This window comes from Amphritea atlantica (assembly GCF_024347255.1).
In the GTDB taxonomy this organism is placed as follows: domain Bacteria; phylum Pseudomonadota; class Gammaproteobacteria; order Pseudomonadales; family Balneatricaceae; genus Amphritea; species Amphritea atlantica.
Genome location: NZ_AP025284.1, coordinates 728,683 through 750,967 on the forward strand (window position 1 = coordinate 728,683; position 22,285 = coordinate 750,967).

The 22,285-nt window shown below is 52.7% G+C and carries 22 protein-coding genes; 20 read left to right on the forward strand and 2 right to left on the reverse strand.

The annotated features are described in order from the left end of the window. The first annotated feature begins 1 nt into the window (after window position 1). The 14 genes from flhB to OCU43_RS03425 all read left to right on the forward strand — a co-directional run bounded on the left by flhB (window position 2) and on the right by OCU43_RS03425 (window position 15,509). Window positions 2-1,138, forward strand: a complete 1,137-nt coding sequence (flhB, locus tag OCU43_RS03360) for a flagellar biosynthesis protein FlhB (RefSeq protein ID WP_091361406.1) — start codon at window positions 2-4, stop codon at window positions 1,136-1,138. A gap of 188 nt (window positions 1,139-1,326) precedes the next feature. Then, a complete protein-coding gene (gene flhA / locus OCU43_RS03365; RefSeq protein WP_091361404.1) occupies window positions 1,327-3,441 on the forward strand; it encodes a flagellar biosynthesis protein FlhA in 2,115 nt (704 codons plus the stop codon). Between the two features lie 23 nt (window positions 3,442-3,464). Further along, complete coding sequence (gene flhF / locus OCU43_RS03370; protein WP_091361402.1) at window positions 3,465-5,024, forward strand: flagellar biosynthesis GTPase FlhF; 1,560 nt, start codon at window positions 3,465-3,467, stop codon at window positions 5,022-5,024. A gap of 26 nt (window positions 5,025-5,050) precedes the next feature. Beyond that, window positions 5,051-5,866 carry a MinD/ParA family protein gene (locus tag OCU43_RS03375; RefSeq protein WP_091361401.1) on the forward strand — a complete coding sequence of 272 codons (816 nt, stop codon included), beginning with the start codon at window positions 5,051-5,053 and terminating at the stop codon, window positions 5,864-5,866. 29 nt (window positions 5,867-5,895) lie between these two features. Then, window positions 5,896-6,606 carry an RNA polymerase sigma factor FliA gene (locus OCU43_RS03380; protein ID WP_091361399.1) on the forward strand — a complete coding sequence of 237 codons (711 nt, stop codon included), beginning with the start codon at window positions 5,896-5,898 and terminating at the stop codon, window positions 6,604-6,606. Between the two features lie 73 nt (window positions 6,607-6,679). Then, complete coding sequence (cheY, locus tag OCU43_RS03385) at window positions 6,680-7,054, forward strand: chemotaxis response regulator CheY (protein ID WP_091361397.1); 375 nt, start codon at window positions 6,680-6,682, stop codon at window positions 7,052-7,054. A gap of 9 nt (window positions 7,055-7,063) precedes the next feature. After that, window positions 7,064-7,882 carry a protein phosphatase CheZ gene (locus OCU43_RS03390; RefSeq protein ID WP_091361395.1) on the forward strand — a complete coding sequence of 273 codons (819 nt, stop codon included), beginning with the start codon at window positions 7,064-7,066 and terminating at the stop codon, window positions 7,880-7,882. Window positions 7,883-7,894: 12 nt separating this feature from the next. After that, window positions 7,895-10,051, forward strand: a complete 2,157-nt coding sequence (locus OCU43_RS03395) for a chemotaxis protein CheA (protein WP_091361393.1) — start codon at window positions 7,895-7,897, stop codon at window positions 10,049-10,051. 39 nt (window positions 10,052-10,090) lie between these two features. Further along, entirely contained in the window at window positions 10,091-11,221 is a 1,131-nt protein-coding gene (locus OCU43_RS03400; protein ID WP_091361391.1) for a protein-glutamate methylesterase/protein-glutamine glutaminase, read from the forward strand. Then, a complete protein-coding gene (locus OCU43_RS03405) occupies window positions 11,221-11,970 on the forward strand; it encodes a flagellar motor protein (RefSeq protein WP_091361389.1) in 750 nt (249 codons plus the stop codon). The genes OCU43_RS03400 and OCU43_RS03405 overlap by 1 nt, the downstream gene beginning before the upstream one ends. Before the next feature lies 1 nt (window position 11,971). Continuing rightward, window positions 11,972-12,952: a flagellar motor protein MotB gene (locus tag OCU43_RS03410; protein WP_091361387.1), complete on the forward strand. Its 981-nt coding sequence runs from the start codon at window positions 11,972-11,974 to the stop codon at window positions 12,950-12,952. Beyond that, entirely contained in the window at window positions 12,952-13,728 is a 777-nt protein-coding gene (locus tag OCU43_RS03415) for a ParA family protein (protein WP_091361385.1), read from the forward strand. The genes OCU43_RS03410 and OCU43_RS03415 overlap by 1 nt, the downstream gene beginning before the upstream one ends. After that, the gene (locus tag OCU43_RS03420; protein WP_261832975.1) at window positions 13,725-15,107 is read left to right on the forward strand and encodes a hypothetical protein; all 1,383 of its coding nucleotides are present in this window, start codon (window positions 13,725-13,727) and stop codon (window positions 15,105-15,107) included. Before OCU43_RS03415 ends, OCU43_RS03420 begins: the two co-directional genes overlap by 4 nt. A 6-nt stretch (window positions 15,108-15,113) precedes the next feature. Then, the gene (locus OCU43_RS03425) at window positions 15,114-15,509 is read left to right on the forward strand and encodes a DUF2802 domain-containing protein (RefSeq protein WP_261832976.1); all 396 of its coding nucleotides are present in this window, start codon (window positions 15,114-15,116) and stop codon (window positions 15,507-15,509) included. Between the two features lie 21 nt (window positions 15,510-15,530). Here OCU43_RS03425 and OCU43_RS03430 read toward each other — a convergent pair whose 3' ends face one another. Continuing rightward, window positions 15,531-15,794 (reverse strand): EscU/YscU/HrcU family type III secretion system export apparatus switch protein, encoded by a 264-nt coding sequence (locus tag OCU43_RS03430; protein ID WP_091361379.1) that lies wholly within the window; start codon window positions 15,792-15,794, stop codon window positions 15,531-15,533. A gap of 12 nt (window positions 15,795-15,806) precedes the next feature. Beyond that, the gene (gene fliK / locus OCU43_RS03435; protein ID WP_091361377.1) at window positions 15,807-17,366 is read right to left on the reverse strand and encodes a flagellar hook-length control protein FliK; all 1,560 of its coding nucleotides are present in this window, start codon (window positions 17,364-17,366) and stop codon (window positions 15,807-15,809) included. A gap of 154 nt (window positions 17,367-17,520) precedes the next feature. Here fliK and ccmA point away from each other — a divergent pair, with 154 nt between their 5' ends. Genes ccmA through OCU43_RS03465 form a run of 6 tightly spaced genes read left to right on the forward strand, consistent with a single transcriptional unit; the run spans window position 17,521 to window position 22,269 of the window. Next, window positions 17,521-18,159 (forward strand): cytochrome c biogenesis heme-transporting ATPase CcmA, encoded by a 639-nt coding sequence (ccmA, locus tag OCU43_RS03440; RefSeq protein ID WP_091361375.1) that lies wholly within the window; start codon window positions 17,521-17,523, stop codon window positions 18,157-18,159. Between the two features lie 35 nt (window positions 18,160-18,194). After that, window positions 18,195-18,884, forward strand: coding sequence for a heme exporter protein CcmB (gene ccmB, locus OCU43_RS03445; protein WP_091361373.1), 690 nt, complete (start codon window positions 18,195-18,197; stop codon window positions 18,882-18,884). 20 nt (window positions 18,885-18,904) lie between these two features. Then, window positions 18,905-19,657: a heme ABC transporter permease gene (locus OCU43_RS03450; protein ID WP_091361372.1), complete on the forward strand. Its 753-nt coding sequence runs from the start codon at window positions 18,905-18,907 to the stop codon at window positions 19,655-19,657. A gap of 10 nt (window positions 19,658-19,667) precedes the next feature. Beyond that, entirely contained in the window at window positions 19,668-19,844 is a 177-nt protein-coding gene (gene ccmD / locus OCU43_RS03455) for a heme exporter protein CcmD (RefSeq protein WP_091361369.1), read from the forward strand. After that, entirely contained in the window at window positions 19,844-20,305 is a 462-nt protein-coding gene (gene ccmE, locus OCU43_RS03460; protein ID WP_091361367.1) for a cytochrome c maturation protein CcmE, read from the forward strand. The genes ccmD and ccmE overlap by 1 nt, the downstream gene beginning before the upstream one ends. 2 nt (window positions 20,306-20,307) lie before the next feature. Beyond that, window positions 20,308-22,269: a heme lyase CcmF/NrfE family subunit gene (locus tag OCU43_RS03465; protein WP_091361365.1), complete on the forward strand. Its 1,962-nt coding sequence runs from the start codon at window positions 20,308-20,310 to the stop codon at window positions 22,267-22,269. Window positions 22,270-22,285: the final 16 nt, after the last annotated feature.

The following is a 22,285-nucleotide window of genomic DNA, read 5'->3' on the forward strand; positions in this document are numbered from 1 at the left end:
GATGGCTGAGGACAGCGGTCAGGAAAAAACCGAACAGCCCACATCAAAACGGCTGCGGGATGCCAAAGAGAAAGGTGATATTGCCCGCTCGAAAGAGCTGGCGACCACTATTCTTTTGCTCACTGCTGCGGCTGCCGCGATGATGTTTGGCGGACTGGTGGCCGATAAAATGGCCGGGATGATGAAGTTTAACTTCGCCCTCGATCGGGAAGCGGTGATGGATCCCGCTTTGATGTTTATCCATCTTGGTTACTCATTGTCCGAAGCGCTGCAGGCACTTATTGGGTTCTTTCTGGTTCTGCTCGTTGCAGCCGTTGTCGGGCCTATCGCTCTGGGTGGGTGGAACCTGAGTATGAAGGCGATGGCTCCCAAGCTTAGCCGCATCGATCCTCTGGCGGGCATTAAGCGGATGTTCTCGCTGAAAGCGTTGCTTGAACTGTTTAAGGCACTGGCAAAATTTCTGGTGGTCGGTTCGCTCTCCTTTCTGGTGTTGTACTCCTCCCGGCAAGCGCTGTTTTCCCTGGGAACTCAGGATGTGTTTCCGGCGATGTCCCATGCCACTGAACTGGTCATTTGGGCGTTTCTGGTGATGAGTTCAACGATGATCATTATCTCGCTGATCGATGTGCCATTTCAGATATATGATTACACTGAGAAGCTCAAAATGACCCTGCAAGAGGTCAAGGATGAGATGAAAAACACGGAGGGTAAGCCTGAAGTCAAAGGGCGGATCAGACAGTTGCAGCGGGAGATCTCGCAGCGGAAAATGATGTCGGCGGTACCTGAAGCGGATGTGGTTATAACCAACCCGACCCACTATGCCGTGGCGCTGAAATATGATCAGTCAGGCGGTGGGGCCCCCTACCTGGTAGCCAAGGGAGGCGATTTTGTTGCGCTGAAAATTCGCGAAATCGCCGAAAAACACGATATCCCCATACTCTCTGCGCCACCGCTGGCGCGAGCGATCTACCACTCCACTGAGATTGATGAAGAGATTCCCTCAGGCCTGTTTAAGGCTGTCGCAGAAGTGCTGGCCTATGTGTTCCAGTTACAGCGCTACAAAAAACAGCAGGGTCCTGCACCTAAGGATGTTTCCAAAGATCTGGATATACCGGAGGAGCTTCGCCGCGATGAGTGAGAGGGTGCGAGAGAGGACTTCTTAATCTGGCGGGATTCTTGCACTTCTTACTCTATGGTGAGTAAAGCGTCAAAAAATTGGTGTTTTTAGCCTCTGTTTAATGTTATTTTTCAATCTGAAAATAATTATTTTTAATGTGATGTTTTTTTGACGCTTTGTCGGGCGGCGAGATCTCATTTGGGGCGTAAGTGGACAGAGCAGCGATCTACAATAATGTTCGTGGAGTGGGAAAGGGTAACCTGGGTATCCCATTTCTGCTGTTGCTGGTGCTTGGCATGGTTACCCTGCCGATGCCGCCTTTTCTGCTGGATACGCTTTTTACCTTTAATATTGCCCTCTCTATCGTTGTGTTGCTGGTCTGTGTCTATTCGATGCGGCCTCTGGATTTTGCTGTTTTCCCCACGATTCTGCTTATCACCACACTGATGCGTCTGGCGCTCAATGTTGCCTCGACCCGGGTGGTTCTGCTCTACGGTCACGAAGGCGGGGATGCTGCGGGTAAGGTTATTGAAGCTTTTGGTGAGGTGGTGATCGGCGGCAACTATGTTGTTGGTCTGGTGGTGTTTCTGATTCTGGTGATCATCAACTTTGTTGTGGTGACGAAAGGGGCAGGGCGGATATCCGAAGTGAGTGCCCGCTTCACGCTGGATGCGATGCCGGGTAAACAGATGGCGATCGATGCCGATCTGAACGCCGGGCTGATCAGTCAGGAGGATGCCAAAAAACGTCGTCAGGAAGTCACGCAGGAAGCTGACTTTTATGGTTCGATGGATGGTGCCAGTAAGTTTGTTCGCGGTGATGCCGTTGCCGGTATTCTGATTCTGGTGATCAATATTCTCGGTGGACTTGGGATCGGTATGCTGCAACATGGGTTGTCATTCGAACTGGCGGCCCGCTACTACTCGTTGCTGACGATAGGTGATGGTCTGGTAGCGCAGATCCCATCGCTGTTGCTGTCGACAGCGGCGGCAATTATGGTGACCCGGGTTAACTCCGCTCAGGATATGGGTAAGCAGGTTATTGGTCAGCTGTTTGGCTCGCCCAAAGCGCTGGCCGTCGCGGCAGCAATCCTGTTTATTATGGGGGCTATTCCGGGGATGCCGCATGTGGCATTTCTGTCTCTGGCGATTGCTGCGGGTGTGGGAGCGTATTTTATTCAGCAGCGAAACCTGGCCGCTGAGGCGAGTATAGCGCAAGAGAGTGCCACACAGGAGAAACAACCGGAGCCGGATCAGGATATTAAAGATCTGGATTGGGATGATGTTATGCCGGTGGATATGATCGGTCTGGAGGTGGGTTATCGTCTGATCCCGATGGTGGATAAGCTGCAGGGCGGTCAGCTTCTCAGCCGCATTAAAGGGGTACGCAAGAAGCTCTCGCAGGATCTCGGATTTCTGGTGCCTTCGGTCCATATCCGGGATAACCTGGATCTGATGCCTGGCGCATACAGAATCACTCTGATGGGGGTTTCGGTGGGAGAGTCAGAGGTCTACCCTGACCGGGAGCTGGCGATCAATCCGGGTCAGGTGTTTGGTACACTGAAGGGGATCGATGTAAAAGATCCCGCATTCGGCCTGGATGCGGTATGGATTGAGTCGAGTCAGAAAGAGCAGGCGCAAACTCTGGGATATACCGTGGTGGATGCCGGCACCGTGGTGGCAACCCACCTGAATCAGATTCTTCAGGCGCACTCTCATGAATTGATGGGGCATGATGAGGTACAGAAGTTGCTGGATCTTCTGGCAAAAACGTCCCCAAAACTGGTAGAAGAGTTGGTACCTGGCAAGCTTTCTGTGAGTACACTGTTGAAAGTATTGCAAAACTTGCTGATGGAGCAGGTTCCGGTCAAAGATTTCAGAACCATAACCGAGGCGCTGGCCGAGGCGGTTGCCCGAACACAGGACCCGCAGGGTTTGACTGCCGCTGTACGAATTTCGTTGTCACGGATGATCGTACAGAATATTGTTGGTAATGAAGCTGAACTGCCGGTGATTACGCTGGATCCGCAGCTGGAACAGTTGCTGCTGGGGTCGGTACAGCGGGGCGAGGGTGGCGATGGGCTGGTGATTGAGCCGATGATGGCGGAGCGGTTGCAGAGCTCACTGGCTGAAGTGGCCCAGCAGCAGGAGATTGCAGGCAGGGCGTCAATACTGCTGGTGGCGGCGCCTATCAGGCCATTGCTGGCGAAATTTGTGCGTTATGGTGAGCATCAGATCAGTGTGCTTTCCTATCAGGAGATTCCTGAAAATAAACGGGTTACGATTATTGCAACGGTGGGCGGTCAGAACCAGTCCGGTGCCTGATCAGGTAATGAATAGAGACGGTTATGAAAGTTAAACGCTTTTTTGCTCCGGATATGAGGCAGGCTATGCAGAGAGTCAGGGACGAGATCGGCCCTGATGCTGTTATTGTCTCGAATCACCGTGTGGCAGGCGGCGTTGAAGTTGTTGCCGCCCACGAACATGAGTATGAAGCCGCACAGCAAGCGTTTAAGCGCAAACGGGCGGTGGAAAACTCCCGCAGTGAAAACCCGCAGATGCAGCAGCGTGTGCAGAGCAATCTGGCAGAAGAGCTACGCAAGGTGCAGGCGCGGATCGCTACCGCTCAGGAAGGTGCGCCGGAACCACGACAGAAAAATCGTCAGCTGGATGGTGATGATGACGAGTTGAGTGAGATTCTGGATACTCTCAAGCGTCGTCAGCGTGGGCGGGTTCAACCGCCCCCCAGGGTCAACAGTGCCCCGGAAACACATAGATCCCCGGTAACACACAGTATTCCGGAAAAAATGGCTCAACCCCGGCTGGACCCTACTCGTCAGGAGCGGACGTTTCAATCACCAGCGGATTCGTCACAGCGGGAGGGGGAGACCCGTGAGACCATCGATTCTCTGCGACAGGAGATCGAGTCGTTAAAAAGTATCCTCAGCCAACCCCGTGAGCGCGAACCGCAGGAGGATGATTTACAGGCCTTCTCTGTGCCGCCGGAGTCTGATCTGTCTGAACCTGCTGCCCCGCGCGCACAGCGCCCCCGGCATGAGTATGCCGACTCGGCGGTGATCAAGGTAGAGCGCCGTCTGGAACGGATCGGTTTGGGGCCGCAGATTTGCCGCCAGTTATCAGCTACGGTGGCCGACGATGATGAACTGGATGATGCCTGGCGCTCAGCGCTGACCCGTTTTAGCAATAATATCCCGGTAATGGATGAAGATTTTGTTGAACGAGGCGGGATGATCGCTTTTGTCGGCCCGACCGGGGTGGGTAAAACCACGACAATTGGCAAACTGGCCGCGCGTTATGTGCTGAAACATGGCAGCTCCAGTGTTGCTCTGGTGACCACCGATTCATACCGGATTGCGGCCCATGAGCAGTTGCTGACATTTGGTCGTATATTGGATGTACCGGTGCGGGTGGTTGATGAGAATAATAGTCTGGACGAGGTGCTGCTGTCACTTCGCAGTAAACGCCTGGTGCTGATCGACACTGCAGGTATGAATGCCCATGAGCCGCACACTCAGGCGCAGCTGAATATGCTGGAAGATGTTTCTGTGCGGTTAAAAAAGCTGTTGGTGCTCTCCTGTTCTAGTCAGCGGCATGTTATTGAAAGTGCTTATGAGACTTATGCACCGCTGGGACTGAGTGGCTGTGTCCTGAGTAAGCTGGATGAATCTGGCAATCTGGGGGAAGCGCTCGATCTGGTGATGGAGAATGGGTTGTCAGTCAGTTATGTAACAGATGGACAGAGGGTGCCGGATGATATTGATGTGGCCCATAAGAAGGATCTTGTCAGTCGTGCGGTGATCACTGCGCAAAAGGCGACCCGTAGTCGTCGGGTATTCCACCAACACCAGCAGGAGCGGCTGGCCAAAGATGAACATTGGGAGAGCTGAGTTGTTAGCAGATACAGGAAGCCACAATGGGTAGCACTCGGCCGGTTAAAGTGATCGCTGTTACCGGAGGCAAGGGTGGCGTAGGCAAAACCAATGTCTCGGTCAATATGAGTCTGGCTCTGGGGGAGATGGGGCATCGGGTGGTGTTGATGGATGCGGATCTGGGGCTGGCGAATGTTGATGTCTTGCTGGGCGTAAAGGCGAAGCGCAATATCACTGATGTGCTGTCCGGTGAGTGTGGTCTGAAAGATCTGCTGATCGAAGTGGATACCAATGTGCGTATAGTCCCGGCGGCTTCAGGTACGCAGGCGATGACCTCGCTCAGTGTCCACGAACACTCAGAGCTGATTCATGCATTCAGTGAGATTGCTGATGACCTTGATGTTCTGGTTATCGATACTGCTGCAGGCATCTCTGAGGCGGTGGTCAGTTTTGTTAAAGCGGCTCAGGATGTTGTGGTGGTGGTATGCGATGAGCCCACCTCAATTACGGATGCTTATGCTTTAATGAAGTTATTGAACCGGGATTACAAAATGACCCGCTTTCGGGTACTGGCAAATATGGTCAGGTCTGAGCAGGAGGGGCGCAATATGTATAACAAGTTGCTGACAGTGACCGACCGCTTTCTTGATGTAACCCTTCAATACCTGGGGTCAATCCCTTATGATGAAGCAGTTCGAAAAGGGGTGAAGCAGCAACGTGCTGTTTTAAAAGCGTTTCCGCAGAGTAAGGCTGCCCTGGCGTATAAGCAGCTGGCGACTAAAGTTGATAGCTGGCCGGTGTCCTCCAGCCCCCGGGGACATCTTGAGTTTTTTGTTGAGCGCCTGGTTACCGGTGCATGAATGAATTAGCAGAGAAGTGAAGAGTCTCTATGTATAACCAGCGTCAGTTTCAGTCGAGTCAGGAGATTATTGAGCAGCACAGTACGCTGGTTAAGCGTATCGCTCATCACCTGTTGGCGCGGTTGCCAAGTAATGTCGTGCTGGAGGATCTGATTCAGGCTGGAATGGTGGGCTTGCTTGAGGCAGCAAAAAAGTATGATGCCAGCAAGGGCGCCAGTTTCGAAACCTATGCGGGTATCCGCATTCGTGGTTCGATTATTGATGAGGTTCGGCGGGGGGACTGGACGCCCCGCTCGGTGCACCGTAATGGCCGTCGGGTATCCGAAGCGATACAGGCGATTGAGGCGCGTACCGGCAGAGATGCCCAAGATGGGGAGGTTGCTGCGGAACTTAATATCAGTGTGACCGAATATCATGCATTATTGAAAGACTCGGCTGAGAGTCGCCTGTTCAGCTTTGATAAGCTTACCGGCCCTCAGGATGAAGGGCCGGGAGAGGGGATCGCCAGCAATGAACCAGATCCCTCGGAAGAGTACGAGCAAAAAGATTTTATAAAGGCGATCGCCCGTGAGATACAGGGGCTTCCCGAACGTGAAAAGCTTGTGTTGTCACTGTATTACGATGAAGAGCTGAATCTCAAAGAGATTGGTAAAGTGCTTGGTGTCAGTGAGTCTCGGGTGAGTCAGATACATAGTCAGGCGGCATTACGGTTGCGTAGTCGTTTAAAAGAGTGGCGGTGAATGCAGCAGAGAATAGCTGAAGCCATTGTCGCCGTTAAAGTGAGTGTTAGGAGGGATTGTCTTGAATAAAGACATGAAAATTCTGGTAGTAGATGATTTCTCAACAATGCGCCGGATTATTAAGAATCTGCTGCGGGATCTGGGGTTTAGCAATATTGTTGAGGCTGATGATGGTGCGACAGCGCTGCCTGTGCTTAAAGCGGGCGGTATTGATTTTCTGGTGACTGACTGGAATATGCCAAAGATGTCGGGTATCGATCTTTTGAAAACGGTTCGTGCCGACCCTGAACTGCGCCATATCCCCATTCTGATGGTGACTGCTGAAGCTAAGCGGGAGCAGATTATTGCTGCGGCGCAAGCGGGGGTGAACGGTTACATTATCAAACCTTTCACAGCAGCCGTTCTGAAAGAGAAAATCGATAAGATATTTGAACGCCTTCAGGGCTAGGAGGCGTTTATGTCTGACTTTGATATATACCGGGATCAGCACTGTTTTGAAGCCGAATTGCAGGCCCGCGCCGAACAGTTGGTTGAGCTGCTGAGTCGGGGGGAACTGCCTCAGGCGATGGAACTGGTTCAGCAGCTGAATGAGATGCGCCATCAGGCTTTATACCATGAGGTGGGCACGCTTACCCGGGCGGTTCATAATGCGATTGTCGGTTTTACTGAAGATGTTAGCTCCACTGAGCTGTTGCAGGATTCTAAACAACATATCGCCTCTATCACGGATGCCAGTGACCGCTTATCCTATGTTATTGAGCTGACCGAGAGTAACGCACATAAGACTATTGATGAGGTTGATGAAGCGTTGCAGCAGGTCAGTCTTATCGAAAAAGGGTTCCTGCGTCGTCAGGAGCTGATCGAAGAACTGGCGGCGTTAAAAGATGATCATCCAGCGCTAGAGGCACTGTATGACAAAGCCTGCCGCTATGCTGATGATCACTCTGCATCACTGGCCTCGCTGAAAGAGCGCCTGACAGGTATTTTGCTGGCGCAGGAATATCAGGATATTACCGGGCAACTGATCAAACGTGTTATCCAATTGGTTGCCGATATCGAAGATAAACTGGTTGGATTGATGGAAGTGGCTGCGCGGGTGAATAACCTTGGCGCGCTCCCGGCCGCACAGCATGACCCTTCGGAGACTGAAACTGAGCAGACGAAGGGTGCGTCAGAGGTTACAGCGGAAGGGCCGCAAATGAAGGGCCGCAATCAAGGGGAGGTCGCATCCAGTCAGGATGATGTTGATGATCTCCTGTCCAGCCTCGGCTTTTGAAGGGTATAACAGATGTCTTTGAATGTTGATCAGGAAATACTGGAAGATTTTTTAGTTGAGGCCGGGGAAATTCTGGAACTGCTGTCCGAACAGCTGGTTGACCTTGAACAGCACCCCGAAGACCGGGAGCTGTTGAATGCAATCTTCCGGGGCTTTCATACAGTTAAGGGTGGTGCTGGCTTTCTTCAGCTCGACCCGATGGTTGATTGCTGTCATAGCGCTGAAAATCTGTTTGATCAGTTGCGTAATGATGCGCTTAAAGTTTCTTCAGAATTGATGGACCTGGTGCTGCAGGCATTGGATTCAATTAACTCAATGTTTCAGTGTGTTCAGCAGGGAGAGTTTCCTCAGCCAGCGGATCCGCAACTGTTGGCAGGTTTGAATGCGATGGCGGCGGGTCAGACCACCGCAGCGCCGACACCTCCTCCTGTGGTTCCGAAGGCAGATGCTCCGCTCCACACTGATGCAGAGGTCAGCGCTGAATTTGAATCACTGATTTCCGGCCTCGATGAGACCGCTGGAGCGAAAACAGCGGGTGACTCTGATCTGATTACTGAGGATGAGTTCGACGACCTGCTGGATCAGCTGCATGGCCCCCACGGTGCTCCGGGTGTCGCTCCAGCAGCACCAGTGTCTGATCTGATTACAGAGGATGAGTTTGATAGTTTGCTGGATTCGCTGCATGGCCCCAATGGTGCACCGGGCCTCAGTTCGCCAGGTTCTGCAGATAACAGCGCCGATGAAGAGTTTGATCAGTTGCTGGGGGGGGGCTCCCCTGCCATTACTGAGACAACAAACTCGGCACCCACTGCCGCGCCTGCCGCTGACCTGATCACTGATGATGAGTTTGAGAATCTTCTGGATGATCTGCAGTCCAAAGGTGAAGGCGCGTTTGCGGCGACTCCACCCCCCGGGGTTCCCCAGCCTCCCGCGGCTATTCACCCCCCCGAGACTCCCCAGCCCGACCTTTCCGGGGCGGCTAAGCCTCAGGCAAATAAGCCCGTTGCCGAAAGTAATGTCCGGGTTGATACCCGTCTGCTGGATCAGATCATGAATATGGTGGGTGAGCTGGTGCTGGTGCGTAACCGTCTGGTTCGTCTGGGAGCAGAACTGGATGATGGGGATATGGCAAAAGCTCTGGGTTCGCTCGATATGGTGACAGCCGACCTGCAGATGTCAGTGATGAAAACCCGCATGCAGCCGGTTAAGAAGGTTTTTGGCCGTTTCCCGCGTCTTGTCCGGGATCTCTCCCGTCAGTTGCATAAAGAGGTTAATCTTGAGCTGCGGGGGGAAGATACCGATCTGGATAAGAACCTCGTTGAGGCGCTGGCTGATCCGCTGATTCACCTGGTCAGAAATGCGATTGATCATGGTATAGAAGAGCCCGAGGTTCGTGAGCGAAATGACAAACCCCGGGAGGGGCACGTGCTGCTCTCTGCCGAACAGGAAGGCGATCACATCCTTCTGATTATTGAAGATGACGGCGCCGGTATGGACCCGGATAAACTCAGGGCCCTCGCTGTTAAAAGAGGGATGCTTGATCAGGAGGCCGCCGCCCGTCTGAGTGATCATGAGTGTTATAACCTGATTTTTGCTGCCGGGTTCTCCACCAAAGAACAGATCTCTGATGTCTCGGGTCGTGGCGTGGGAATGGATGTGGTAAAAACCAAAATTTCCCAGCTCAATGGTAAGCTCGATGTTGATTCAACCCTGGGTATGGGGTCCCGAATCGAAATCCAGGTACCGCTGACACTGGCGATTATGCCGACTCTGATGGTGCTTCTGGAAGGTCAGGCATTCGCGCTGCCGCTGGTGAATGTAAATGAGATTTTCAATCTCGATCTGACGCAGATTAATATGGTTGATGGTCAGCAGGTTATTATTGTTCGTGATAAAGCGATGCCGCTGTTTCATCTGAAACGCTGGCTGATGAAAGGCTTTGAGAAAGATCCTCTGCCACAGAATGGTCATGTGGTGATCACCAATGTTGGTACGATGCAGGTTGCATTTGTCGTCGATCAACTGGTTGGACAGGAGGAGGTTGTTATTAAACCGCTGGGTTCTATTTTGCACGGTACGCCGGGACTGTCCGGAGCGACTATTACGGGGGATGGTCGGATTGCTCTGATTGTCGATATTCCTAGTCTGTTGAAGGCATATGCTAATTGAGCATAATGTTTGTACAGCAGGCCTATACTGGATAACTGTATGGCAGTTCGAGTTTTAGTCGTTGATGATTCGGTTTTTTTTCGCAATCGGATTAAGCAGATACTGACCCATCACCCTGATATTGAGGTTGTTGATACCGCCAAAAATGGTACAGAAGCGGTCGCTAAGGTAAAACGACTGCACCCCGATGTGGTGACGATGGATGTGGAGATGCCGGAGATGGACGGTATCACTGCGCTGAAACAGATTATGGCTGAATCTCCCTGTCAGGTGGTCATGCTGTCTTCATTAACCCGCCGCAGTGCTGCGGTCACCCTTGAAGCCTTAGCGTTAGGGGCTGCTGACTATATGGAAAAAGATGCCCGGCAATGGCTCGCGGGCAGCGGTGGCGATGATGTGGAAAAGGTGCTGGCAGAAAAAATTCTGGCGCTGGGTGGGCGTAAACCCCGTCCAGGCCTGAACAGCCGCTCTGAAGCGGTTGCGCAATCGGGTTCTGCCCTGCGCTCACCGGCTTCTGCCGCTGCGCGACCAAAACCCGCTGCACCTGCAACTGATACTGCAGGGGGGCGGTCGGGCAGATCAGATGTGAATGTCAGAATCCCGGACTGTGGAATTGTGACTATTGGCTCATCGACAGGCGGACCCGCTGCGCTACAATTTATCCTGACTCAGATTCCTGCTGATTTTCCGGTGCCGATACTGATCACTCAGCATATGCCTAAGGCATTCACCTCAGTTTTTGCTAAACGACTTGATGATCTGTGCGCGGTCAGTGTGAAGGAAGCTGAGAATGGTGACAAGTTATTTGCCGGGCATGTCTATCTTGCGCCGGGTGGGCAGCAGATGATTCTTGACCCGTCCAATTCAGGCAAGCTTATTATTCGCGAAAGTGACGAGCGGATGACCTACAAACCGAGTGTCGATCTGACGTTTGCATCGGTAGCAAAAGGTTATGGTCGCAGAGCGGTGGCTCTGGTGCTCACCGGAATGGGCGCGGATGGCTGTGATGGTGCCCGGTTATTGAAAAAAGCAGGGGCAACTGTCTGGGCGCAGGACAAAGACAGTTGTACTATCTTTGGTATGCCAAAAGCCGTGATTGAGGCGGAACTGGCAGATGCAGTATTGAATCTTGAAAGTATCCGGCAGCTGTTTAAGCATTGGGGACATTGATGAATCTGGTAAGTATTAGTGGGATACTACTGGCAATCATAGCAATCGTTGGGGGGAATTATCTCGCCGGAGGCGCCTTCGATGAGCTGCTCAATATTCCCGCTCTGCTGATTGTTGTGGGGGGCACGTTTGCGGCTGTCTTTGTTCAGTCCTCGCCAACCGAGCTGTCGCGCGCGATCACCCTGTCGGGGTTGGTGTTTGGCCATCATGATCAGAATTATCGTGAGGGTATAAACCGTATTGTAAGCTGGTGTGTCATTGCCCGTCGCAAAGGTCTGCTGGCACTCGAGGATGAGATAAGCAAGCAGCAAGACAGCTTTGTACGTAACGGCTTACAGATGCTGGTTGATGGACGCACCCCGGATGTCATCCGTTCTACTCTGGAAACAGAACTGGTTAGCCGTGAAAACCGGGATCTTCAGGCGGCAAAGGTGCTTGAGAGTATGGGGGGCTACGCGCCCACAATGGGGATTATCGGCGCCGTACTAGGGCTGATTCATGTGATGTCAAACCTGGCGGATCCGGCAAACCTGGGGGCGGGCATCGCTACGGCGTTTGTAGCGACCATCTATGGCGTGGCAATCGCCAACCTGCTGTTCCTGCCGCTGGCAAATAAGATTCGCTCGATGGTACTGAGGCGGTTTTATTTTCAGGAGATGATGCTGGAGGGGTTGCTGTCAATCGCTGAAGGCCAGAACCCCCGGATTATCCAGCTTCGGTTGCAGGGATATCTGGAACAGGGGGCGTAGAGTGTCAAGACGCAGAGTAGAAGAACAGGATCTGCATTCGCAGCGCTGGGTCATCTCCTATGCCGACTTCATTACCCTGTTATTCGCTTTTTTTGTTGTCCTGTATGCGATCTCTTCGGTCAATGAGGAGAAATACCGGCAGGTCACCGAATCATTTGCCGGGATATTCTCCGGTCAGGATGGGGCTTTACATCCTCCGATTGGTGGTAAGTCTGACAGCGATCCTGCAGGAATCGGTATTTTTCAGGGTGGGGAGTCCAGCAAGGAAAACCCGACAGTAAAAATTATCCCGCCAAAACCGGAAAACAGTGCGGCATTGAAAGCGATTGGCGAGCAGATGCAGATGCAGTTTAAAAAACTGATCAGTAGTGGCAATGTCGCCGTGCAGAGTAATAACCTCTGGGTCGCACTGGAACTGGGGGCTAACCTTGTATACCCTGAAGGCGGCGCACTACCGGCAATCACAACAGATCCGGTCTTTGAGCGGGTGGCTAAAATACTCAAACAGTACGACAATCCGATCCATGTAGAGGGATATACCGATAATCAGTTTATCTCTTCAGATCAGTATCCCTCAAACTGGGAACTATCTGCGGCGCGGGCTGCGGGTGTTGTACGTATTCTGGAGATGAATGGCGTGAAACCCCAGCGTATGGCGGCCGTTGGTTTTGGCGAGTATCAGCCGCTTGCCGATAACGACACGGAGAGTGGTCGGCGGGTTAACCGCCGAATTGTGATTGTGGTTACCCGGGATCGTAAGACACAAAGGGTCGTGTCAGCGTTTGGTAGTGAACAGGTCAGTGAAGATGCCATCAGAGGTATTCTGACGGAAAGTGGTTTGCCCGAGTCGGCGATTGAGCCGGTTAAAGATGAACAGGGGCGGGTAACCTTTCGCCGTAAAGAGGCGACTCAGCCTCTGGATACAGAAACATTAACGTCACCGGAGAGCTTCTCTCCGCAGACACAGGAGTCACCGCAGTAATGCAGGTATGGGCGGTAGCCAATCAGAAAGGTGGAGTGGGCAAAACCACAACCGCAGTCTCACTGGCCGGTTTGTTGGCTGATGCGGGGCAGCGCGTGTTACTGGTGGATCTCGATCCCCACGGTTCGATGACCAGCTATTTTAAGTATGATCCGGATGAGCTGGAAAACAGCGTCTATGATCTGTTTCAGCCCGGCAGTGAAGTGGACATGAAACTGCTGGAACCGTTACTGATGCCGACTTCAAACAGAGGTATCGATCTGATTCCGGCCACCACTGCACTGGCCACGCTGGAGCGTAAGTCGGTAGGACAGGAAGGGATGGGGCTGCAGGTTGCAAAGGCTTTACGGCTGGTAAAAGATCGCTATGACTATGTGGTGATCGATAGTCCGCCGGTGCTGGGGGTGCTGATGATCAACGCACTGGCCGCTTGCGGTCATCTTTTGGTGCCGGTACAGACAGAGTTTCTGGCGTTGAAAGGGCTGGAACGAATGTTGCGCACCATTACGATGATCAACCGGGCAAGAAAACGTCAGTTGACCTATACCCTGATTCCAACGTTCTATGATCGCACAGTTCCAGCCTCAGTCAGCTGTTTGCGGGAGTTGCATCAGCGCTTTGCTGAAAATATTGCAGCATCGGTGGTGCCTGTGGACAGTAAGTTTATTACTGCCAGTGCTAAAGGCATAACCCCATCAGAGATGGATCTGACGATGCCGGGTGTGCAGGCATATATCCGCATTTTACGCGGTCTGGCGGAGCGGAGCAGAGGATGAGTGAAGAGCAATTGAACCGGCAACAGCAGTTGGTAAAAGAGTACCTTGATGCGTTATTGAAGGATGACCAGTCTCCATTCAGTATTGAAGCCGAGCTGGCGCTGTCGGAAGAACAATCCGACGACCTGATTGAAACGCCGTTGGTTGCATCAGAGCTGCCAAAAGCGGGCCCGGAGCTGGAAGAGGTTGATCTGGATGATCTGGAAATATCGCTGGATATTCAGTCGGATCATATCGCCGCTGAAAAGTCGGAGCCTGACTCAGAGTCAGCATCGCAAACTGCGATTGAATTGGCCCCCGGAGCTGTTTATCCCTCGGTACCTGATACTGATACCGGAATGACAACTGAACAACAGACTGAACCTGCTACAGAGACTGCAGCGGAACTGGCCCCCGAGCTTGTCTATCCTACCTCCAATGTAAAACAGGCCCCAGAGCATTCAGATGATCTCCTGTCTGAGGCAGCAATTAATCCTGTGGCAGACAGTCTGATAGAGACTGTTCAGGATGTTGTTGAGTCGGATCAGTCTGTGCTGCCTGAATATGCAGCGATTGAAGAGCCTTCTGCGCCAGAACCTGCGCCAGAACCGGAGCCTGCACCAGAACCAGAACCTGCGTCAGAACCAGAACCTGCGTCAGAACCGGAGCCTGCGCCAGAACCAGAACCTGCGCCAGAACCAGAACTTGCTCCAGAACCGGAGCCTGCGCCAGAACCAGAATCTGCGCCAGAACCGGAGCCTGCGTCAGAACCAGAACTTGCGTCAGAACCAGAACTTGCGTCAGAACCAGAACCTGCGCCAGAACCAGAACCTGCGTCAGAACCAGAACTTGCGTCAGAACCAGAACTTGCGTCAGAACCAGAACCTGCGCCAGAACCAGAACTTGCGTCAGAACCAGAACCTGCGTCAGAACCAGAGCCTGCGCCAGAACCCGTGGTTGAAGTGGATTCTGAGCCTCTGCAGTGCTTATTGGTTAAGATGTACGGTGTGAAACTGGCTCTGCCGGTTAAATATCTGCAGAGGGCGCATGATCTCAGTGCTATGAATCTTGAGTTGAGTGCTGACGCTGACTGGATTCTGGGTAACTATGAAGAATCGGGTAAGTTGGTTCGGGTTGTGGATACCGGCATGTGGATTATCCCCGAACGGTATGAACCGGATAAAGCGGCCTATACCGAGCTGGTTAAGTTCAGGGATGTTTGCTGGGCGGTGACAATTGATACCATGATTGGTGCTCAGGAGATCGCCCCGGATCTCATCACCTGGAATAAAAATCCTCAAAGCCGACCCTGGCTGCTGGGTACCTGTATGAAGTATCAGTGTGCTGTCGTCAATATTCCGGCGTTGCTGCATGGACTGAATACAGCCCTGGACTCGTAAGGAGATATGATGATCTGGTTAGCTCTGGCGGTGGTTGCCATCGTTTCATGTGTATCGATTGGCTACTCAGTCCACGCCCGTCGTCAGTTACAACAGCATCAGCGACAGTATGAAGCGCTGATCAATGTGCTGCGCAATGAGATTCAGGCGCTCACCAGTAGCTCTATCGGTATGGGTCACCGCCTGATGGATGTGGAAAATAAGCTCAATATCACCGCTGAAAAACAAGAGGAACTGGCTAACCGTGATCCGGGCGTGCTGGCTTACAATCAGGCCGCCCGGTTAATGGAGATGGGGGCCGATGTCGATGACCTGGTTAAGAATTGTGGTATCGGGCGCCCTGAAGCAGAGCTGATGGCTCTGTTGCATAAAGAGATTGCTGCACCGGATCGTCGCAACTGATCAGCGGTATCTCTCTTAAGGCTAGCTGTTTTTAAGCTTGTATGTGAAGGCGATGATCTCTGCAATGGCGCGATAGAGACTTTCCGGTATCTCATCACCCAGCTCCAGACGCAATAAAACCTCCACCAGTTCCGGGCTTTCGTGGATATGCACGTCATGTTCCCGGGCCAGCCGGATAATCTGTTCAGCGATAACCCCCTGTCCTTTGGCGGTTACCTTTGGTGCACCCTGATGATCATAATTCAGGGCGATCGCCTTCTGATACTCATCTGTTTTTTTGTTCACATCTACTCCGTTTCAAGTGACCACATCGATGAGCTGTTCCACCTGATTGACCGGTTTGGGGGCGGTGCCCTCGCTGCAATGGATTGAGTTGATACTATACCCCTGCAGGTGTAACTGGCGATTGAAGTCCGGTAATTTATCGTTCAGTTGTTCGGCGGTTGCTGCGAGGCTGCACCAGAAATGCGCCGTAATCTGATGTTCCTGTTCCAGTACCAGTTCCGCATCAACGCTGCCCTGCTCCTCAAGATCGAAGTGGAGCCTGACCCGCCAGAGTCGTTGCCATTCATCTTCAGAAAGTTGTTTGCGGTGTTCCGATATTTTCAGTTCAACATTATCCAGTCGCTCCCCATTTCTGACTGGCAGATCAAGGGCAAAATAACGTTCCAGACCACCATCGCTGTTGATGCGGGTATTCTGAATACTTTCCAGTTGGTTACCGGTCACCCGGTTCAACAGTCCTTTCACCAGTTCATGCAACTGCTGCCGCGCCTGTTCCGGTAACCTGTCTGCCTGGCGTAAAAGCTGATTCAGTTGATGCTTCATCTCTCCGGCAGGGATCTGACTGCGGGGATCGGCGAGGTTACGCTCAGTGAACAGACCTCCATTTAGCAGGTTTTGCTGGATGCCGGACTGCCCCGCAGCGGCAGATTCCGTCTTGACCCCAAACAGGTTGATCAATGAACTGATAATACTGTTTATCGGGCTTTTCTCACCGCCGGCGCTATTGTTTAGCTGCTGCAGCTTTATCAGACTATCAGCCACAGGCTGTTGCGCCGGTAAGACATAGCGTAATGCATCGGTGATACTGCGGTTCAGATTCTGATTTTGTAGCGGCGATGTTAACGGATGTATCTGCACCTGATCAGTGGCGGTTCTGATCAGGAGTACCTTGCCATCAAAAGGGGGCGGTTGTTGCAGGGTGAGGGGCAGTGTCCGGCCATTCATACTGGCAATCAGATTCCCCTCGCCGCTTCCGGTTCTGATCGCTACAGAAATATTGGCCAGCACCGGCTGATTTAGTGGCAGTAATCGGTTCAGTCCCGGTATTGAACGGGCAGGGACAGTCGCTGTCGGCGGTTGTGGTGACTGAGCTGTTGACGTCCCCGGAGGCTGCGGTTGTTGGCTACGCGGTTCCTGTGGACCCTGCTGCGTGCGGCCTTTAATCTGCACCACCGGGGGCTGATCAGGGGCGATGGTCTGGTTGTTACCAGGCGGGGTTGTGGCACCACTCTGTTGTATCGGCTGGGACTGAGTGGTGGCTGGTTGATTAAGTGTCTGAGTCTGAGTCGTGGGCTGGCTGGCAATACTGCTCAGCAGTAGTTGTCCCGCTGCGGTGCGGGTTAATGTCGCCGAACTGCCTGGGGGCAGTGGTTGATTTCCCCTTAGCTGGTATAGCTGAGTGCCAAGTTGCACCTGTAATTTGAACTGGTTTGGCTGGGTCGGATCCGCACTGACCTGACGGATCGTTATTGGAGTTGGCGTATTCAGGGGCAGGGTGCGCACAAGCTCTGCTGCCGAAAGCGGTTTTCCGGCGCTGTTCTGCAGATTTTGTATGCTCAGTGGATTCAGCACTGTCGGTTTTCCTGCACAGTTTCAGAGTGGATATAGTTCTTTTGGCCGAGTAATGCACTTCGGCTGTTTATTTTGTATATAATGCCTTGCTTTCGGCGGGTATTGCTAATTATAAAGGCGACTTTGCCTGTTTTGCTTTATTGAGGGTGTCCAGTTGTCTACACCAAGACTGAAAATCGACAATCTGTTCTGCGAACGGGATGAGCGTGTGCTGTTTGAAGGTCTCTGCTTCGAGGTCAACGCTGGTGAGGTGATCCAGATTGAGGGGCAGAACGGCAGTGGTAAAACCACGCTGTTACGCATTCTCAGCGGTTTGTCGCGTCATTTTGAAGGCGACATCTACTGGCAGGGCGAACATCTGGATAACTGCGCTCAGGCGTATCGCGAGTCGTTGCTCTATTTTGGACATCAGCCGGGTGTCAAAGCGGTGCTCACGCCGCGAGAAAATCTGCAGTGGTATGCGTCTCTGCACCCGGAGATGGATCTGACTAAACTGGATTATGCACTCGTTAAAGTAGGCTTGAAGGGTTATGAAGATGTACCTTGTCATACGCTTTCAGCCGGTCAGAATCGCCGTGTCAGCCTGGCACGGCTCTATCTTAGCCGGGCGCGGTTATGGATTTTGGATGAGCCCTTTACTGCGATTGACAAACGCGGGGTTGCGGAGAAAGAAGCGCTGATTACTACCCATGCTCAGGAGGGAGGGACCGTTATTCTGACGACCCATCATGAGCTGGCAATGGGGGATAAGATCCGCAGGCTTAATCTTGATCAATTAGCGGGAACTTTATGAACGATAGTGTGCCTAACCAATCGACAGAAGAGTCGATGGTCCATGTATACAAGGTTGATGGCCCTTTCTGGGGGGCGTTGAAGAGAGATCTGTTACTTTCTTATCGACGTAAAAGTGATCTGGTCAATCCGCTGATTTTCTTCCTGATGGTCGCAACGCTGTTTCCACTGGGGGTAAGCCCGGATCCAACCTTCCTTGCTGATGTGGCACCTGGTGTGGTGTGGGTTGCTGCATTACTGGCGACGCTTTTGTCGATGGACAGTATGTTCCGTTCTGATTTTGAGGATGGAACGCTGGAACAGATTTTACTCAGTCCACAGCCACTCTATCTGGTGGTGCTGGCGAAAGTACTGGCGCACTGGATGCTCACTGGTTTACCGTTAACATTACTGGCGCCGGTATTGGGAGTTATGCTTTTTTTACCTGGAGACGGTATGTGGGGGCTGGTTCTGAGTCTGCTGCTGGGTACACCAACCCTGAGTCTGGTTGGCGCCATCGGTGCTGCTCTGACCGTTGGGTTGCGCAAGGGAGGTGTATTAATCTCCCTGCTGGTGTTACCGCTCTATATTCCGGTGCTGATTTTCGGCAGTGCTGCGGTGCAGGGCGCAGTGACGGGGTTACCCTTGGGGGGGTATTTGGCCATTCTGGGAGCGATGCTCTCGCTTGGGTTGGTGATGGCGCCGCTGGCAATTGGTGCCGCATTAAGAATTAGTGTAAGTGGGTAATACCCCGATAAGGTTGAAATATGGCTGATAAGAAGTGGATGCCACGTTGGTTTTATCAACTGGCTTCTCCCCGCTGGTGTTACGAAATTACCGGCAAACTGCTACCGTTGTTTGTCATTGCAGCAATACTGCTGTTAGTGACGGGGACTGTCTGGGCACTGGCGTTTGCGCCAGCCGACTACCAGCAGGGCAATAGCTTCCGGATAATCTATATTCATGTACCGTCCTCTATTCTGGCGCAGTCATGCTATATGCTGATGGCGGTTGCTGGTGCGATCGGTCTGATATGGAAAATGAAAGTTGCAGACATGGTCGCTAAGTGTTGTGCCCCGATTGGCGCATCGATTGCGGTGTTATCTCTGGCAACTGGTGCCATCTGGGGTAAGCCTACCTGGGGCTCCTGGTGGGTCTGGGATGCCCGGCTGACCTCAATGTTGATTCTGTTCTTCCTCTATCTGGGTATTATTGCCCTGAATTCCGCCATCGAGAGTGAGCGCACGGCGGCTCAGTCAACTGCGGTACTGGCGCTGGTAGGACTGGTGAATATCCCGATTATCAAATACTCCGTGGACTGGTGGAATACGCTCCACCAGCCTGCCACCTTTAAACTGACCGAACGCCCGGCGATGCCTGCAGAGATGTGGGTGCCGTTGCTGGTGATGGTGATCGGTTTTTACTGTTTCTTTGCTGTAGCGATGATGCTGCGGCTGCGTAACGAAATTATTCAGCGTGAGCGTCGCAGCAGTTGGGTGCGCGACCTGATAGCTGGTTGAGGGTATTATTTTGAGTTTTGAATCATTTGCCGAATTTATCGATATGGGGGGGCACGGCCTCTATGTCTGGCTCAGTTATGCGATCGCTCTGGTTGTGATTGTGATAAATATTGTCAACCCGCTGATGTACAAGCGTCACATCTTTACAGAACAGGCCCGTCGCCTGCGCAGGGAGAAACAGAGCTAATGAATCCGAAACGTAAACAGCGACTTATTATCGTACTTTTCATCGTCTTTGGTGCCGCGATTGCGGTGGGACTGGTGATGTATGCCCTGAAGCAGAATATTAACCTGTTTTACTCGCCAACCGATATTGTTGAGCATAAAGCGCCGGAAGGCACCCGTATCCGGGCCGGAGGAATGGTGGTTGAGGGGAGTGTGAAACGAGACCCCGAGAGCCTGCAGGTCACCTTTGATATGACCGACTTTGCTAATAAGGTAACCGTCACCTTCACCGGTATCCTGCCTGACCTTTTCCGCGAAGGGCAAGGAATTGTTGCGCAGGGCGCGATGAACAACCAAGGGGTGTTTGAAGCGGTTGAAGTGCTGGCCAAGCACGACGAGAACTACATGCCTCCGGAAGTTGCCGAGGCGCTTAAAAAGGCCGGTAAAATGCCTGAACAGATGCGCGCTGCAGGAGCTGAATAATTATGATTCCAGAGTTGGGTCAATATGCGCTGATTATGGCGTTGTGTATCTCTTTACTGCTGGCAGTTGTACCGATGGTAGGGGCATCTGTCGGCAATACCCTGTTGATGAACTATGCCCGGCCGTTGTCGATAGGGATGTTTTTCTTTCTGGCGATCAGTATTACCTGTCTGGGGTACTCCTTCGTTGTGGATGACTTTTCGGTGGCTTATGTTGCCACCAACTCAAACACCCTATTGCCCTGGTATTATAAGATAAGTGCGATCTGGGGTGGTCATGAGGGGTCCTTGTTGCTCTGGGTTGTTATCCTCAGTGGCTGGACCGTGGCGGTTGCCTTTAAAAGCCAGAACCTGCCAGTGGAGATTGTCTCCCGGGTGTTAGCGGTGATGGGGATTGTGGCTGTGGGATTTATCCTGTTTACTCTGCTGACCTCCAGTCCGTTTGATCGTCACCTGCCGCAGTTTCCCTCCGAAGGTGGCGACCTTAACCCACTACTGCAGGATATCGGCCTGATTATTCACCCACCAATGCTGTATATGGGCTACGTAGGGTTTTCGGTTGCTTTTGCCTTTGCGATCGCTGCGCTGCTGACCGGACGTCTGGATTCCGCCTGGGCGCGCTGGTCGCGGCCATGGACCAATATTGCCTGGGCGTTTCTGACGCTGGGTATCTCGTTAGGTAGTTGGTGGGCATACTATGAACTTGGCTGGGGTGGCTGGTGGTTCTGGGATCCGGTTGAAAACGCTTCCTTTATGCCCTGGCTGGTGGGGACTGCACTGGTTCACTCACTGGCTGTCACCGAAAAACGTGGCGTGTTTAAAAGCTGGACCGTGTTACTGGCGATTTTTGCCTTCTCCCTGAGTCTGCTGGGGACCTTCCTGGTTCGTTCCGGGGTGCTGACATCGGTACATGCGTTCGCCTCTGATCCGGATCGCGGCTACTTTATTCTGGCACTGCTGGCGATCACCATTGGCGGCTCTCTGATCCTCTATGCGGTCAAAGCAGGGAACGTGAAAAGCGAATCCAGTTTTGCGCTGCTATCGCGGGAATCATTGCTGCTGCTGAACAATATTCTGCTGGTGGTTTCAGCGATGATGGTACTGCTGGGAACAATATACCCTCTTATCGTAGATGCGATGGGCTGGGGTAAGATCTCGGTTGGTCCTCCCTACTTTAACTCCCTGTTTATTCCGCTGATGCTGCTGATTCTGGGGGCTCTGGGCCTGGGTGTCGCTGCGCGCTGGCGGGAAACGTCAGTGGCGTTTCTGTTGAAACAGCTGTGGCTGCCTGCGGTTATCAGTGTCATTGCCGGTTTGCTGGTGCAGTATCTTTACGCTAAGGAATTTAACCTGACCGTTGCGGGTGTGATGGCGCTGGTGTTCTGGGTAGTCTTCAGCAGCATCAGGGACTTCTGGAAAAAAGTGGCCGGTCGAAGCAGCGTTAAAGCTGCGGTTTCCGGTATGTCCCGAAGTTACTTTGGTATGATTCTGGCGCACACCGGTATTGCGGTTGCGGTCGTAGGGGCGCTGATGGTGAGCATCTACAATGAGGAGCGTGATCTGCGGATGGCGCCCGGTGATGTGCTGAGCTTCAGTAACTATCAGTTTGAGTTTTTAGGTGCTCAGAAGAAGCAGGGGCCAAACTACAGCTCAGATATGGGCGTTATCCGGGTGAGTTTTAACGGCAAACTGTATGGTGAGCTGCGACCGGAAAAACGTTTCTACCCGGCCCGGGGTAATGTGATGACGGAGGCCGATATTGATCCCGGACTGTTCCGCGATCTTTATGTTGCACTGGGGGAGCCGCTGGAAAACGGCGCATGGGCCGTGCGGGTACAGCATAAACCCTTTGTCCGGTGGCTCTGGCTGGGTGGTCTGCTGATGACTGCCGGTGGCCTGCTGGCTGCCACAGACCCCCGTTACCGTAAACAGGCCCGGCGGGATGCCGCCCGGGCAGCCGCCTGATTAAGTGTTTCGATAG